The organism is Candidatus Aminicenantes bacterium (assembly GCA_026393855.1).
GTDB lineage: Bacteria > Acidobacteriota > Aminicenantia > Aminicenantales > UBA4085 > UBA4085.
The window spans coordinates 1-15,189 of sequence record JAPKZJ010000117.1 but is presented as its reverse complement, the minus strand read 5'-3'; the positions used below and the strand labels follow the sequence as shown (position 1 = coordinate 15,189).

The window sequence follows — 15,189 nt, the reverse complement described above, 5'->3', positions numbered from 1 at the left end:
CCTCCCTCAAATAAAAACGCCCGAGACCCTGCCGCCCCTGTCGAGCAGGCGCGTTGAAGCCAGCAAGTTGAGCATGAGGTGGCGGGGGTGGTGGAAGTTCTCGATCCGATTGGAGTGGGGCACGAACGTCACCTTCCGGTCGGTACCGTTGTCCCAGAGCGGGTAGCCGTGCTTGGCCAGCGGCCACTTGTCATGGATGTAGTTGTACATCTTGACGAACCACTCCCGGGCCCAGGCGCTCCCCGCGTGCTCGGCGATCATCAGCGTACCGATGAGGACTTCCTCCTGGGCCCACAAGACTTTGTCCGTGAACCAGACGTTGGCCTCCGCGTCGTTGAGGCTGCGGAAGACGCCGCCGTAGACGTCGTCCCAGGCCACCTCGATGGCGCGGCGGAGTCTCGCCGCGGCCCGCTCGAAGAGCGCCCGGTCCTTCCGCCGGACGGCCTCGTCCATGACCATCCACAGCGTTTCGATGCAATGGCCGGTATAGACGAAGCGGGCCAGGTCGTTTCTGGGCCGGGAGAGGTCGTGCTCGAGGATTTCGTTGTTCAGGCCGTACTCGGGGTTGAAGTGGCGGTTCATGACTGCATCGAGGCACCGGTCCGCGATAGCCTCGACCTGTGCGTCCGGGTGATGGGACAGCAGGGTCGTAGCCAGGCTCAAGGTGGTGAACCAGACTCCCTGCACGCGCGCTCCGGGGACCAGCGGCGCGCCCGGAATCTTGTAGTCGTTGACGATCTCGGGGCAAAAATCGGGCCAGTCGTATACCCTCTGGCATTTGAGGAGAATCTCGATGGCCATGTCCCGGAAGCGCGGCTCGCCCGAGGCCGCCGCATATTCGGCCAACCCGGAAGCGATGAAGATGTCGCTGTATGTCCGGGCATCCGGAAGGCCCTTGGGCTCCCCTTCCCGGGTGAACGCCGACGGCCAGAGGGCGTCGCCCTTGGGCTTGGACTTGAGGATGAAATCCACGGCTTGGCGGGCCACCTCGAGGTGCTTCGGATCGTGAGTCAGATTGTTATAGAGGAAGGAATATACCCAGATGCCGCGCCCGGTGAACCAGGCCGACTTGTCGGTAGAGAGGCGGGTGCCGTCGCGGTCGACCGTGCACATGAACGACCCGAGCTCGTGATCGACGACGAACTTGTCCATGAAGGGCAGAAAGTCCTCGTAAATGTCGTACTCGTACTGCCGTTTGATCTGACGAAGCGCGGCCAGGGAGAACGGAGCAAGAGCCGTCTCCTCGACCGGCAGCGGGGCGTGGGGCGTGAACGCGGGCGCTTGAGCCGCCGTGGGAGAAACATCCGCCCCCGCCGGCTTGAGGCCGGACAGGAAGGCCGCCGCCCCGGCCGACGACACCTCGAGAAAATTCCGCCTTTTCATCGGTTCTCCTGGAAGACGACCCGAATGTCTCCGGCCGGGAGGCTCATGGTCAGCCGGCCCGAGCGCTTGTCATAATCAAACGAGTTGAAAGGCTTTCCGTTGACGGTGACGGCAGCCGGACGCGCGGCCGCAGAGAGCGATACTTTGGCCGGCGCCATCAGAGTCCCCGTCAGGCCTGCCGGAAGAAGCTCGATGGTCATTGGCTCCGTCGATTCGAGGAGCGTCCGCCCACCTCGTATGAGCGTTCGAGCGTCGACCGCGAAAATCGCTTCAGGGCGCCAGGCCAGGGCCAGCGCGTCCGTGGTGAATCCGCCGGAGGCGAAAGGCCGGCCGAGGTCCGTGTCGACAGCATAGCGCCAGCCGTCGATTTCGCCCTCGACGAAACCGTCGCCGGGCTTCGCTTGCGCGAGACCGCGATCGGCGGCATCGATCCGCAACAGGCTGGCCATGACCAGCGGCCGCCCCTGGGTGCGCGCGGTAACGGTCAGCATGCCCTCCGGGGTCAACGGGTTGTCGGCGGCCAGCGTCTTGGTGTAGATCGGCGTCTTTTCGGCTGTGACCGCGACGCCCTCGGGGGCCAAGTGCGCAATGTGGAGAGCGCTCCCTCCCTTGACGACGAGCGACTCCCGCGATGACGGCCGGATGTCCTCAAGCCTGGACGATTGGAAGAGGAGCGTCACATCGACGTCCTTCTCCGCCGGGACGATCGTGTCGATCATCAGGACGGCCCGCGGCTTGAGGTAGAGCGCGCCGCGCCGCATCTCCTCGGCCTTGCCCCAATAGAGGCGCCCGATATCGCCCGAGCTGAAGGCGGCCGTCTTTCCGTCGAGGAATTCGCGGACGAAAGCCCGATCGGCGAAGCCGTCGATGAACCGTAGCGGATCGCCGTTCCTCTGGCTCTGCGGGTTGTGGTCGAGGAGGATCGTCGAGTGGGCGACGGGCTGGGTGTAGTGCGATTGGTAGAACGGGTCGTCGTAGTAATGGCTGCCGGTCCGCTCGCCGATGAAGACCACACCGCGGTCGGCCAGCCAGAACGAGCCCTGGTCCAGGTGCTGGTGGTTGAAGAAGGCGCCCGTGCGCATGACAAAGGCGAAGTCGTCCCTCTCCCAGCCGCTCTTGAAGACCGTCGTGCCGATGTCACGGAAGAGCCTAACCGGATTCTCGGCGAACGGGTCCTTCCGGGCCAGCCCTGCCGTCTCGTGGAGGACATCCTGGAAGGTCTCGTCCTTTTTGAGGAACGCGTAGAGCCAGGCCAGCATCGGATCCGGGCGCTTGGCCAGCAGCCAGGCCCAATTGGTCAGCGGGCCGAGGGTGCCGGCTCCGCTGGTGATCGGACCGAGGCTTCCGCCCGAGTCGCCGTAATGGAAGAAGAGCTTGTCCTTGATCAGCCCGGCCCAGATCATGTCGGGATAGGTCAGCAGGAGCGGCGCCGAGAGGTCCAGGCCAAAGACGTTGTCGAGAGCGGGCAGGGCTTTGGAGAGCGAGAGCATCGTGAACTGGCAGTAACCGAGGCTCTCTCCGTATCCCCCGTCGCGGCCGACGGATTTCTTGATCAGGTCTTCGAGCTTGAGGACGGCTCCCGTGAACAGCAGCTCCTGGTTTGCGGCGGCGGGCCCGTCGCCGAAGACCGCGGCTTGAGCCGTCAGCGAGCCGCCGGTGACGTGGGCGATCCAGTTCGAGGTACTGCTCGTGACCAGGTTGTCCTCGACATAGCCCCGGTGGCAGCCCAGGATCATATTTCGCAGGAAGGCGTCGCGGCAGGCTCGCCGCTCCGGTTCGCTCATCAGCCCGTAGAAGAGGTCGTAGGCCAGAGCCGCTTCCATGCTCAATTCGCCGACGGGATAGTAGATGTGCTGGCCTCGCGTCTCGAACCACGGATGGACCCAACTGGGGAAAGCGCACAGCTTGAGCAGAACGGCCTTGCCGTAGGCCCCCGCCTCCTCGTCGCCGCACAGGGCGTAAGCCAGGGCGCTCGAGCGGAGGGCTTTTTCCCAAGCGGTGATGCGGGTGAACCAGGGATAGATGGAGCGCGGCACATTGCCGATGAGCGGCTCGTCGGCCGGGAAGGCGTCGACATCGAAGACGACTTTGTCCGGGAAAAGCTTCTCGCGGCTATCCTTGAGATCGGCCAGGATGCCGTCGCGGACCGCCTTGAATCGGTCCTCGGCAAGCCTAGCCTTGACCTTGGTCACCGAGCTCCCATCGAACCAGAGGCGGGGGTGTTTCCCGCCCGTTCCGGCGGGGACGATGTGAACCGTGAATTCGGACTCGGCGATCGGCTCCGCCCCCGCATAGGCCGTCAACCGGCCGCTGTAGAGGCCAGGCGGGAAAGCCAGCTTGACCGCACCGCGCCATTCGCCGTCCTTGCGCACTAGATCGCCGGCATAAAGGCTCTTCTTACCCTCCGCAAAATCCGTAAGCGTGAGCCCGACACGCTGCGCATCGAACGGCCATTGTCCGCGAACGACAAGTGTATCGCCGGTCAGATAAGGCTTTCTCGGGATGGAAGGCTTCCACTCGGAAAGCGTGTCGACGGCCGGCTCGGCGAATCGGAAGGAGGCTCCCTTTTCGGCTTTGACGATGATGTCGTCGAGTCCGAAATAAATGGGCATGGCCGGATCGCCCTTGGGGAATTTGACCAGGACGGCCAAGCCGTGGATTTGGAAATCGCCCCCTTGAAGGGCCGGATTTTCCTTGATGAAATCCTCATAGGTCGCGGTCAGGGGCAACCAGGCATTGGTCCGCGGGCCGGCGACGGTGAAGTCCATGGCTCCCTTCTCGCCGGCGGCCAATCGGATCTTGACGAACTCGGCCGGAAGCTCCGTCTTGAGGTAGATCTTCAGGCTCACCGACGAGCCCGGCCCGAACCAGGCATCCAGGGCCTTCTGGGCTCCGGCGTAGCTTGCAACGGGCGCATAGGGAGTGACGCGCTCGACGAGCGAAAAGTTCGGGTTGCCGGCGACGATCATGTCCGGCCTGATATTCGGATCGAAGGCCGTATCCTGCCAGAGCGGGTAGGAGGCCCAGGCGTTGAGCTCCCGGGATTCGAAGTTCTCTTTATAGACATAAGGCTCGAGCGCGCGCCGCGAAACGGCGGCCTGGAGCCCGGACACGGCCAAGATGGCGAGCGCGGCGGCGGCGATTCTCTTCTTCATCGTTAAGCTCCGTGCTTACAGGACATGATATTTGTCCCAGACGTCGCGCATCGTCTTGCCGCCGCCCAGGGCCTTGCGGACCTTCGACTCGTCCCGGACCCGGCGGACGGCCTCCTGGATGGCCTCCTTCTCGGCCTCCTTGGGGATGAAGACGATGCCGTCGAGATCGGCGAAGACGATCTGTCCCGGCCGAACGCGGCGGCCGGCGAAGAGCACCGGACCGTCGATCTCGATGACCGAAGCCCGGTCCGTCGTGTCGATCGGCGAGATGCCCTTGGCGAAGACGGGGAACTGCATCCCGATGATCTTGCGGGCGTCCCGCGTGTAGCCGTCCACTAGGCAGCCGCGGGCGCCGCGTTTGCGCATAGCCGTGGCCGAGAGCTCGCCCATGATGCCGGTCTCGAGCGGCTTGGTCGCCGTGGCGATCGCGACGTCGCCCGGTTTGAGGCTGTCTATCAAGGCGATGGCCATCTTATAGGGGTTCTCTCGCCCCGTCCGCGTGGGCGCATTGAGCAGCGTCCGGACGCGTCCCGCGCAGACCGCCTGCGGGAAAAGCGGCCGAATGAGGGCGTGCGGGCTGGCGGCGCATTTCGGGAAGCCCATCCCGTCGAGGATATCGGAGATCGCCCCCGAGTAGAAAGTCCTCTCCATGAACGCGAACAGGTCAAGGTCGCCGGCGAATTTCATGGCCGTTTCTCCGTCTTCTCTTCCTCAAACATTCAGTCGGATCTTCTCGGGCTGCCCCGAGGCGAGGGACTTGTGAACGGCTTCCAGGACGGTCGTGCTCCGGACGCCGTCGCGGACGTTGACGTGCGGCTCCGTGTCGTGCTCGATGGCGTAGAGGAAGCTCCTGACCGCCGCCGGGAAAGCGCCCTGCCATTCCTCGAAAACCTTGTAATTGAGGAAGGTTCTGGGGCATTCGAACTTCGCCTCAAGGATGGCGTCGATCGCCTCGGCCTTGCGGTCAAGATGAAGGCTCCCGGCGCTGCCGATGATCTCCATGAAGGAGTCGGGCATATAAGGGCTCGAGTCCGGATAGATCCAAACGGCCTCGAAAGTCGCGTGCTTGCCGCCCTCGTAGGTCACCAGCGATTGAATGCCGTCGTAGGTGTCGAAGCCTTTTTCGATCAGGACCTTCTTGGTCCCGCGGGCATAAGCCTCGACCGGATCGGCGTCGAACCACCAGGTCATGAGGTCGATATCGTGACAAGAGAGGAACCAGGCCGGGGTCGTGCGGGCCGACCAGGACTTGATCATCTGCGTCGGGACCGAGATCGGGTTGTTCTTGCGGGCGAAGCCGATGAGCGGCTCCCCAAGCTTGCCGGCTTCGATCATCTCGCGGACCTTGTGATAGGGCGAAAGCCAGCGGTGGTTGAAGTCCACCTGCAGCTTCTTGCCGGTCTTTTTGACGACGCGGGCCATCTCTTCGGCGTCGGCCTGCGAGGTGGCCAGCGGCTTTTCGACATAGACATGGCAGCCGGCCTGCAGGGCGTCGATCACGGGCTCGCGGTGAAAATTGTCGGGTGTCGCCACGGCCACGGCGTCGAGCTTCTCCTTGGCGAGCATGTCCTTGTGGTTCGTATAGAAAGCCGTGACGCCGAATTCCTTGCCGCTTGCTTCGAGCCGCTCCCGGGATGGGTCGCAGAGGGCGCAGATCTCCACGTTGGGAATATTCTTGAGGACGCGGCCGACGGCGCTGCCCATGATCCCCGCTCCGATGATGCCGAACTTATGGGTCATTGTGTTCTCCTCATTCGCTCCCCCCCCGATCAGGGGACGAAGATGCCCTTAATGCCTTGCTTCTTCTCCAATGCCGAGAAAAACTCCTGCCACCTGTCCAGCCCGCCTTGGTGCGAGAGGAGAGGCCGGACGTCGATCTGCCGGGTGTGAACGAGGTGGATGGCCCTGTCCCAAGATGTGTACGACGTGGACATATTAAAGGCGAAGTCGATGGCCTTGGACATGGCTGCGTCGTAAGGGAAGGCGATCCCCGCACGTCCCGTGAGGCCGATGGCGGCCACCCGGCCTTGCTTGCGGACGAGCCGGACGGCGAGGCTGATGCCGCCTTCGGAGCCGCTCGCTTCAACCGCCAGATCGGCGCCGCACCCATCCGTGAACTTCGAGGCCGCGGCCGGGACATCGTCGCTTTCGACGTTCCAGACGACGTCGATAACGGCGATCTTGCGGGCGACGGGCAGGCGAAAAGCCTCATCGGCATTCGTTCCGACGACGGCGACGCGGGCCGCGCCGGCCGCTTTGGCCGCCATGGCCGCCATCAGACCGATCGGGCCCGGACCGATGACGACGACGACATCGGTCGGCTCGACCCGGCCGCGCTCGAGCACGTCGTGAACGACGTTGGCCGCCGGCTCGACGAACGCGGCTTCTTCGAAGGTCATACCGTCCGGAATGCGGTGCAGGAGGGCCGGCTCGGGATAGCGCATGAATTTCGCGAAGCAGCCGTCGATGCCCCAGCCCGGCGACCGTTTGGACGCGCAGAGCTGTCGGCTTCCGGTCCGGCAGAGCCGGCATTTTCCGCAGGCCAGGGTGTGCGGCTCCCCCACGACGCGATCGCCGACGGACCAATCGTGGACATCCCGGCCCTTGGCCGCGATGACGCCCGCGAATTCGTGGCCGAGGGTAACCGGCGGCCAATAGGGGAATTCGTCGTGGAAAATGTGGAGATCCGTGCCGCAGATGCCGGCCGCTTTGATCTCGATGAGGACTTCGCCGTCGCCGATCCCGGGGACCGGAACCTCCCTAAGCTCGACGAAGCCTTCGCCCTTGGCCGTCTTGACCAGCGCCGTCATCGTTTCTTTAGAAGACATGTTCGAGCCCGCTCCATTGGTCGAGGAATCGGATGAGGGCGGCGGCGGCTTTCCGGATATCGGCGACCGCCACGCGCTCGTCCTTGCCGTGCGCCGTCCGGATGGAACCGACGCCGAAAACCACGGCCGGGATGCCCAGGCCTTCGGTATATCGCCAGGCATCGCAGGAGGCGTTCATGAACGCCGGCCGGGCCGGGATCCCGGTTTCTCGGCAAGCCGCAAGCAGGGTTTGAGTCAGAGGATGGGTCTCGGGAATGCAGGACGGGTCGTTGCGAAGCATGGTGAAACGGATCTCGGCCCGGAAGGGGCGGACCGCGTCTGCCAGCCTGGCTTGAATATCCTGCCGATGGAAGGGGGGTAAAAATCCGAACACACCCTTGAGAACAGCCTCGTCGGGAGCGGCGGCCGGCCAGTTACCGGAATGGAGCATGCCGAAAGTGCAGGGCGCCGGATCGGGATAACCGGCTAATTGGGGCATTGCCTCGCGCGAAGAGGCCAGCGTTTCGGCCCGAACCGTCTCAATGGCCCGCATGACCTCGACGGCTTCTTTGAGAGCGCTGACGGTGGTGCCGGGGCTGCCGCTGTGGCCGGCGACACCTGATGTTTTCACCTCGAACCAAACGGCCCCGCGGACGAGATAAACGACGTCGAGGTCGGTCGGCTCGAGGACGACGGCGCCGTCGGCAACCAGCCCGTTCCTTTGGAGGAGCAGGCTTCCGTTGCCGCCGCACTCCTCTTCGACGACGAAATCCACGGTCACGTCGCCGCCCGGCCGCAAACCCAGATCGGCAAGGGATTTCAGAACAAGCCAGATCAAGGCCGCCTGCCCCTTGGCGTCGCAGGCCCCGCGGCCATGAACCCAGCCGTTGTCGAGCCTCGCCTTGAACGGTTCGGACTGTCCGGGTGTCGAGGGAACGACGTCCAGGTGGGTGTTGAGGGCCAGGCTCCGGCCCGAACGGTTCCCCTTGATGCAAGCCCTTAGATTGGCCTCGCCCGTGTAGCGGAAATCGGCCAGCGGAAAGGAGTAATCGGGATCGTCGCGCAGGGAATCGGGGACGGGAACGAGCTCGACCGAATCGACAAACGGCTCCAGGCGCGGCCTGAGGAACCGGGCCGGGCCTTTCTCGTTGCCGCGGATGGATGGGATTTCTATGAGCCCGCTCAGAATTTCCAGCGTCTCAGCGACGTTGTCGTCAATGGCCTGGAGCATCCTCTCGCCCATCATGGACCTGATTCTAGCACGGTTTTCCTTGACACGGGCACTCCGGCGCGGAGAAAATGAAAACAGCGAACACCGAATGGATGTGAGGAACCGGAAATGACAAGCTCTCGACAAAAAACACAGGAGTTCCTGGATCTCTCGCGGATCTATGAGCCCGAATGCATGAACTGGCAGGCGCCGGTCGTCTGGGACCATGCGTCGGGCGCGGAGATATGGGACGTCGACGGCAAGTCCTACATCGACTGGACTTCAGGCGTGCTGGTGGCCAACGTCGGGCATGCCCATCCCGTTCTGGCCAAGGCTTTGGCCGACCAGGCCGCGCGGCTTCTCAACACCTTCGACTTTCCGACGCCGCAAAGGCTTCGGCTGGCCGAACGGATCGTCAAAGCCCTGCCCCGGCATCTCGACAAGGTCATCTTTCTGACCACGGGTTCCGAAGCGATGGACGCAGCCATGCGCTTGGCCAAGAGGTTCACCGGCAAGTACGAGATCGTCTCGTTTTGGGGCGGTTTCCACGGCCGGACCTTCGGCCCCATGAGCCTGAGCGGCATCTCGAAGATCCGCCGGAGCTACGGGCCGCTGGTGCCCGGCACCGTTCTCGCGCCCTACCCGTATTGCTATCGCTGCCCCTTCGACAAAACCCATCCGGACTGCGGCCTGTTCTGTCTGAATTTCCTCGATGAAGTCGTCAAAGTCGAATCCTCCGGCTCCCTGGCCGCCGTCATCGTCGAACCCTATCAGGGCACGGCGGGATTTGTCTTTCCGCCCCCGGGCTACCTTAAAAAGCTCGAAACCTGGGCCAAGAGCAGGGGCCTGCTCTTCATCCTCGACGAGGTCCAATCCTCCTTCGGCCGCACGGGGACGATGTGGGCATGGGAGCACGAGTCGCTCGAGCCCGACATCCTCGTCCTCGGCAAAGGGATCGGCAGCGGAGCGCCCATCGCCGCCCTCGTGACCCGTTCGGAGATTTTCTCCTGCCTCGAGCGGGGGGAGATGTCCTCGACCCTGGGCGGGAACCCGCTGAGCTGCGCGGGCTCGTTGGCAGTCTTCGAAATCATCGAAAAAGAGGGCCTCCTCGAAAAGACGGTCCGCAACGGCGCTTATCTCAAGGGCAAGCTCCACGACCTGATGGCCAAGCACGAGTCGATCGGCGACATCCGGGGCATGGGGCTCGTGTACGGCATCGAGTTCGTGCTGGACCGCAGGACCAAGGAGCCGGCCCCGGATCTGGTCAAGGACATCGTCCTCAAATGCGTGGACCGGGGGCTCATGGTCGGGAAGCTCGGCCTCCACGGCAACGTCATCCGGGTCGCGCCTCCTCTGGTCATTACACCGGATCTCATCGATAAGTCGACGGCCATCCTGGACGGGGTCTTGTCGGAGCTCTGATGGCCGACCCGGGCATCCGGCTTCCCGACTATCTGGTCGTCCTGTCCTATTTCGTCGTCGTCATCGCCATCGGCATCGCCTCCGCCCGCACCATCCGGAAATCCAAGGACTATTTCGCGGCCGGGGCCGGCATGCCCTGGTGGCTGGCCGGGACCTCGTTCTACAAGGCGTCGTTCAGCGCCCTTCTCTTCGTCATCTACAACGAGATCGCTTACAAGTACGGCCTCGTGGCTATCGTCATCCTGTGGATCAGCCCGCTCTGCATCGTGCTCGGCGGGCTCCTCACGGCCCGGCGCTGGCGGCGGGCCCGGGTCATGACGCCGCTCGGCTTCATGGAGAGGCGCTACAGCTCGACGGTCCATCAGGTTTTCGTCTGGACCGGCTTGCCGCTGCGCCTGTTCGACAACGCCTTGAAGATCCTCTCGACTTCGATCATCTTCGCCGTCGCCCTGCGCGGGCTGGGGCTCTCGATCACCGCCTTCATGGCCATCATCGGGCTGGTCATGATCCTGTATTCGTTCATGGGCGGCCAGATGACGGTGATCATCACGGACTTCGTCAACGTCTCCATTCTGGCCGTTTCGGTCGTCACGCTCTTCATCCTGACCCTGGGCAAGATCGGAAACCTGGCCGCTTTTGCCCGAGCGCTTCCGGCCGGCTTCTTTCATCCGGCCCCCGAGCCCTACGGCTGGTCGTACCTCGTCTTCACGGTCTTCCTGGTCACGCTCCTGTCCTACAACGCCAGCTGGGCCCTGGTCCAGAAATACAACACGCTTAGGAGCGAGAAGGAGATCACGAAGATGATCGCCTTGATCGCCGGCCTGATGTTCGTCATGCCGCCGATCTTCTTTCTGCCGGGCATCGCAGCCCGCGTGCTGCTCCCCGGGATCGGCAACGCCAAGGAAGTTTACGCCCTCGTCAGCCTCAAGATCCTGCCGGTCGGGATGATGGGGCTGGTCCTGGCCTCGGTCATCAGCTCGACGATGTCTACCCTGGGCTCGGAGTTCAACACCCTGTCCGGCGTCCTGACCCACGACTTTTTCAAGAAAAAGATCAAGCCCGAACTTTCCGAGCGGCAGGAGATTTTTACCGGCCGCGCCTTTACCGTGATGATCGGGACGGCGACGGTCCTGCTGGCCATGCTGTTCAACGCGCTCCGAGGCTTCAACCTCATGGACATCATGTTCCGCGTCTTCAGCGCCTTCGGACCGGCGACCATGATTCCTCTTGTCTTCGGCCTGCTTTTCAAGAAGTTCAACGCGCGCGGGACGCTCTGGGGGTTGATCGCGGGCTGCGCCTCCGGAGTGGCGCTTGTCCTGGCGAATTTCTATCTGGTCCAGGTGTACGCCGAGGCGATGAAGACGGACCCCAGGCTCGAATTCTGGCTCCGCAGCGGCTGGAATTCCGCAGCGACGGTCGTGAGCATAACGGCCACCATCCTCGGGATGGTCATCGGGACGAAGATCCGCCCCACGCCGGAGGAAGAGCGGAACAGGGTCGAGGCCTTTTTCGCCGACCTGCAGAGGCCCTTTCTCTACGAGGCGACGAAGAGCGAAACTCTTTCGCCTTTTGCGATCATCGGGTTCATGCTCGCGGCGTTCGGGACGCTGGTCGCGGCCATGTCGTTCCTCGTCCTGACGATATACCAAGACACGCCCGCCTTCCGTATCGATTTCGCGGTCGCCATGGTCCTTGTCGCCATGGGCCTACTGATGCGGATGGGCGGAAAGAAAGCCTGACGGGCGAAGAGGGCCCCCCGGACTATCCGGCGGCCTCGACTTTCGGCTTCTTTTTTAAAATCGATTTGATCTTCAAGAGCGAGGGCATAGTGTCGCCCAACAAGAATCCCCACGGTTTTAAAGGCTCGATGTGGTCGCAAATGAGCTTGACGATGGCCAGCAGCGGGATGGACAGGAACATACCCGGAATCCCCCATAGCGCGTTCCCGGCGATGACCACGATGATGGAGAAAAGGGCGTTGATCTTGACTTTCGAAGCGACGATTTTGGGGACGATATAGTTATTATCGATGAGCTGGATAAAATAATAGCCGGCCACGATATAAACGACGAACCAGGGCGAAGGCTTGGTGGCCAGGGCGACCATCATGGGCAAGGCGACGGCCACGAGTCCGCCGATGTAGGGAATGACGTTGAGCAAAGCGCCCAGGATGCCGATCAGGATCGCGTAATCGATCCCCAGCAGGAACAGAAAGATGATCTCGAGCGCCGCGACCAAGACGGCTTCGATGACCAGCCCGGCAATGTAGCGCTGGATGACGGTTTTGGTCTGGGTGACGATTTCGTTGACCTGGGCCTGATCGCCGGAGCGAAAGAGTCGACGAATGAACTCGATCAAGATGGGGTGGTAAAATAGAATCAGAAAGACATAGACGGGCACCAAAAACAAGACCACGACCCAATTGCCGAGGACGACGAGCGTGCGCCCGATGGCGGCGGTGCCCGAGTCGACAAGCTCGCCCGCGGTTTTAGCGATCCAGGCCTGGAGCTTTTTGGGATTCAGATCAAAATAATAGGCGACCCCGGTGACGGTTTGGTTGAGAATCCCGGTGAACTTCTCCACCAGGACCGGCCAGGACTCGCCGAATCGGCCGGCCTGCGAAACGAAAAACGTGCCGAACGCGGCGATGATGATAAAGACGAGAAGCAGAGTGATGACAATCGCGGCCACCCGGTTGATTTTCTTCCGGACGAAGAAGTTCACGACCGGATGGAGCACGATGGCGAAAATAAGCGCAAAAACAATGGGGATGATAATGTCTTGAGCGATGGACAACATCGTGAAGAGGGCATAGAAGCCGACGAAGAAAAAGGCGGCCTTGGCATAAAATGGCAGCTTCAATTCATCACTCCCACTAGATAACCGCAACGACCGCCACAACGGCTCTGGCAAACAGAAGAGCGCCAAGCCCTATTAAGATGACGCCGGCGACGGTATTCAGCTTATTGATGGTCGCTTGATTGATGCGGTGCCTGTTCCCCGTGATGAGCTTCAAGAGCATGAAATACCAGCCGAATGTCCCCGTCAGCGCCCCCAGGGAAAAGAGGAGGCCGCCAAGAAGGGAAGATTCCAAAAACCGGTATCCTTTCAAATATCCGATAATGGCGATCCAGGAAGCGGGCAGGGTCAACGAAGACAGGCACAACAACACGCCCATGAAAAACAACCCGACCAGATTCGGCTTCTTGATCTCCGGTATCTTCAGATGCTTGGCCGCGTTTTCCGCCTTCTTCTCCAAGCGAATAGCTTTCTCCAAGGCCGACTCCAGCTTGGCCGACTCCTCGGCTTCGAGCTTGTCGTAGCTGATCCTCTTGCGCAGGATTTTCAAGCCGTAGAGGACGACGAGGACGCAGCCGGCGAAAGTCAGGACGATTTCGATCGGTCGCGCGTTTTCGGCGTAGAACCTGCCGACGCCCGAGGGGAAGAACGATAAGATCAAAGTGAGGCCGCTGAAGGCGATCAGGCTGTACAGGAAATCCATGAAGGCGGCGCCGAAGGCGATGGCCCGCCCCTCTTCGGGTTCGTTCTTGAATCCCCGCGAGATCATGGCGAAGGCGATGGGCCCAAGCGGCGGGATCGAGACAAGGAACCCCGTCAACATTCCGGCAAAGAAATTGATGATCATCTGAGGATTCCTACCTATGCGAATTACATGCCAAATACATTCCGCGCGTCCCGATTTGCCGAAAATTCATTTCCTCGCCGGAAAACAGGCCGTATTTCCCTAGCCAGGCGGATGGAAGCCTTCGGATGGACCAAAAAAGCTAAATTCACCCTGCTTAGCGTCCTTTATAAATGCATATTTCCTGTCATATAGGATTTTCGCCGGCCACCATTCTCGAGACGAAATCAAGCTCAAGACACTTGACCTCATTCCGCACAGAAGCTATCCTCACCAAACCGAAGGAGTCTTTCCCCATGCCCAAGTTTCAGCCTTTCGTGATGGAACGGATGATGTCCAAGTTCGAGAAGGCAGTCGACTTCAACCTCTCGGAGAGCGGGGTCCATCCGCTAACCTTGAAGGAGCTCTTCCAGGACGATCCGGACGGGCTGGCCGGCCTTTACTCGCTGGAGATGGATTATGCTCACGCCAACGGCATTCCGGAGTTGCGGCAGAACATCGCCGCGTTCTATCCCGGGTCGGGCCCGGAAAACGTGCTCGTCACCGTAGGAGCCATCGAAGCCAACTATGACATCCTCTGGGGCCTGCTATCGCCGGGCGATGAGGTCGCGGTCATGCTGCCGAACTATATGCAGATCTGGGGGCTGGCCAAGAACCTGGGCCTCGACCTCAAGACCTTCAGCCTGGATGAAAAAAGCGGCTGGGCACTCGATGTCGACGGCTTGAAGAAGGCCGTGACGCCGAAGACGAAGTTGATCGCGGTCTGCAACCCGAACAACCCGACCGGCTACATCCTTAAAAGGCAGCCTGAGCAAGGCCTATGGCCTGCCGGGGCTGCGACTCGGCTGGGCCGTCGGCCCGGCCGACGTCATCGACGCGCTCTGGGCCAGGCACGAGTATCTGACCTTGAGCGCCGCGATGCTCTCGAACCACCTGGCCGCGTACGCCCTGTCCCCCCGCGTCCGGCCCCGCATCATCCAGCGCACCCGCGGCTACATCCGGCGAGGCTATCCCATCCTGGAGCAATGGATGAAGGAACAGGGCGACGTGCTGAGCGGCATCCCGCCCCAGGCGGCGGCCATCGCCTTCATCAAATACAACCTCGATATCAATTCGACGAGATTCGTCGAGCGGCTGCGCGATGAGAAAGGCGTTCTCATCGTGCCGGGCGACCATTTCGGGCTGGACCACTTCGTCCGCATCAGCTACGGCCAACCGCATGATTATTTGGCGCCGGCGCTCGGCCGGATCGGCGAGCTGCTCGCGGAGCTCGGGGCGAAATAAGCCTCGCTCACCGAGGGATCCCTTGAAGATCGCGACCCTGGCCCAGATCCGAGAGGTCCTGCCTTCGTTGGACCTGATCCCGGCCATCGAGGCGGGCTTCGTGGCTTATTCCGAGGGACGGGCGACCGTACCGCCGGTCGGAGAGCTGATCCTTGACAAGGGCGAAGTCCACATCAAGTCCGGCTTCATCACGGGGGAGGATTTCTACGTCATCAAGATCGCTTCCGGCTTCTACGGCAATCCCGACCGGGGCCTTCCGTCCGGCAACGGCTGCATGCTTCTTTT

General features: G+C 62.1%; 11 protein-coding genes and 1 pseudogene. 4 read left to right on the top strand and 8 right to left on the bottom strand.

Annotated elements, in window-relative coordinates:
- Window positions 1-6 precede the first annotated feature (6 nt).
- From NTZ26_14730 to NTZ26_14705, 6 genes are read right to left on the bottom strand one after another with little or no spacing between them, the layout of a single operon-like run.
- Entirely contained in the window at window positions 7-1,383 is a 1,377-nt protein-coding gene (locus NTZ26_14730) for an AGE family epimerase/isomerase (protein ID MCX6561755.1), read from the bottom strand.
- A complete protein-coding gene (locus NTZ26_14725; GenBank protein MCX6561754.1) occupies window positions 1,380-4,538 on the bottom strand; it encodes a heparinase II/III family protein in 3,159 nt (1,052 codons plus the stop codon). Before NTZ26_14725 ends, NTZ26_14730 begins: the two co-directional genes overlap by 4 nt.
- Before the next feature lie 15 nt (window positions 4,539-4,553).
- Window positions 4,554-5,225: an RraA family protein gene (locus tag NTZ26_14720; GenBank protein MCX6561753.1), complete on the bottom strand. Its 672-nt coding sequence runs from the start codon at window positions 5,223-5,225 to the stop codon at window positions 4,554-4,556.
- Window positions 5,226-5,249: 24 nt separating this feature from the next.
- Window positions 5,250-6,278, bottom strand: a complete 1,029-nt coding sequence (locus NTZ26_14715) for a Gfo/Idh/MocA family oxidoreductase (protein ID MCX6561752.1) — start codon at window positions 6,276-6,278, stop codon at window positions 5,250-5,252.
- A 29-nt stretch (window positions 6,279-6,307) separates the two neighbouring features.
- Window positions 6,308-7,366 (bottom strand): alcohol dehydrogenase catalytic domain-containing protein, encoded by a 1,059-nt coding sequence (locus NTZ26_14710; GenBank protein ID MCX6561751.1) that lies wholly within the window; start codon window positions 7,364-7,366, stop codon window positions 6,308-6,310.
- Window positions 7,356-8,591, bottom strand: a complete 1,236-nt coding sequence (locus tag NTZ26_14705) for a M20/M25/M40 family metallo-hydrolase (protein MCX6561750.1) — start codon at window positions 8,589-8,591, stop codon at window positions 7,356-7,358. The genes NTZ26_14710 and NTZ26_14705 overlap by 11 nt, the downstream gene beginning before the upstream one ends.
- Before the next feature lie 93 nt (window positions 8,592-8,684).
- Between NTZ26_14705 and NTZ26_14700 the strand changes: the two genes are divergently transcribed.
- Together NTZ26_14700 and NTZ26_14695 are read left to right on the top strand one after the other, a co-directional pair.
- Complete coding sequence (locus NTZ26_14700) at window positions 8,685-9,977, top strand: aspartate aminotransferase family protein (GenBank protein MCX6561749.1); 1,293 nt, start codon at window positions 8,685-8,687, stop codon at window positions 9,975-9,977.
- Complete coding sequence (locus tag NTZ26_14695; protein ID MCX6561748.1) at window positions 9,977-11,716, top strand: hypothetical protein; 1,740 nt, start codon at window positions 9,977-9,979, stop codon at window positions 11,714-11,716. Before NTZ26_14700 ends, NTZ26_14695 begins: the two co-directional genes overlap by 1 nt.
- A 22-nt stretch (window positions 11,717-11,738) precedes the next feature.
- Here NTZ26_14695 and NTZ26_14690 read toward each other — a convergent pair whose 3' ends face one another.
- Both NTZ26_14690 and NTZ26_14685 read right to left on the bottom strand, forming a co-directional pair.
- Window positions 11,739-12,839: an AI-2E family transporter gene (locus NTZ26_14690; protein ID MCX6561747.1), complete on the bottom strand. Its 1,101-nt coding sequence runs from the start codon at window positions 12,837-12,839 to the stop codon at window positions 11,739-11,741.
- Window positions 12,840-12,852: 13 nt separating this feature from the next.
- The gene (locus NTZ26_14685; protein ID MCX6561746.1) at window positions 12,853-13,623 is read right to left on the bottom strand and encodes a LysE family transporter; all 771 of its coding nucleotides are present in this window, start codon (window positions 13,621-13,623) and stop codon (window positions 12,853-12,855) included.
- A 449-nt stretch (window positions 13,624-14,072) separates the two neighbouring features.
- Here NTZ26_14685 and NTZ26_14680 point away from each other — a divergent pair.
- Window positions 14,073-14,904 (top strand): annotated as a pseudogene (locus tag NTZ26_14680) (aminotransferase class I/II-fold pyridoxal phosphate-dependent enzyme).
- 22 nt (window positions 14,905-14,926) lie between these two features.
- Window positions 14,927-15,189: ornithine cyclodeaminase family protein (locus NTZ26_14675; GenBank protein ID MCX6561745.1), on the top strand; the 263-nt coding region annotated here is incomplete at its 3' end.

What these genes read in the sequence shown, in the direction of transcription:
- NTZ26_14730 (MCX6561755.1), bottom strand. Translation starts at nt 1,383, where the DNA reads ATGAAAAGGCGGAATTTTCTCGAGGTGTCGTCGGCCGGGGCGGCGGCC.
- NTZ26_14725 (MCX6561754.1), bottom strand. Translation starts at nt 4,538, where the DNA reads ATGAAGAAGAGAATCGCCGCCGCCGCGCTCGCCATCTTGGCCGTGTCC.
- NTZ26_14720 (MCX6561753.1), bottom strand. Translation starts at nt 5,225, where the DNA reads ATGAAATTCGCCGGCGACCTTGACCTGTTCGCGTTCATGGAGAGGACT.
- NTZ26_14715 (MCX6561752.1), bottom strand. Translation starts at nt 6,278, where the DNA reads ATGACCCATAAGTTCGGCATCATCGGAGCGGGGATCATGGGCAGCGCC.
- NTZ26_14710 (MCX6561751.1), bottom strand. Translation starts at nt 7,366, where the DNA reads ATGTCTTCTAAAGAAACGATGACGGCGCTGGTCAAGACGGCCAAGGGC.
- NTZ26_14705 (MCX6561750.1), bottom strand. Translation starts at nt 8,591, where the DNA reads ATGATGGGCGAGAGGATGCTCCAGGCCATTGACGACAACGTCGCTGAG.
- NTZ26_14700 (MCX6561749.1), top strand. Translation starts at nt 8,685, where the DNA reads ATGACAAGCTCTCGACAAAAAACACAGGAGTTCCTGGATCTCTCGCGG.
- NTZ26_14695 (MCX6561748.1), top strand. Translation starts at nt 9,977, where the DNA reads ATGGCCGACCCGGGCATCCGGCTTCCCGACTATCTGGTCGTCCTGTCC.
- NTZ26_14685 (MCX6561746.1), bottom strand. Translation starts at nt 13,623, where the DNA reads ATGATCATCAATTTCTTTGCCGGAATGTTGACGGGGTTCCTTGTCTCG.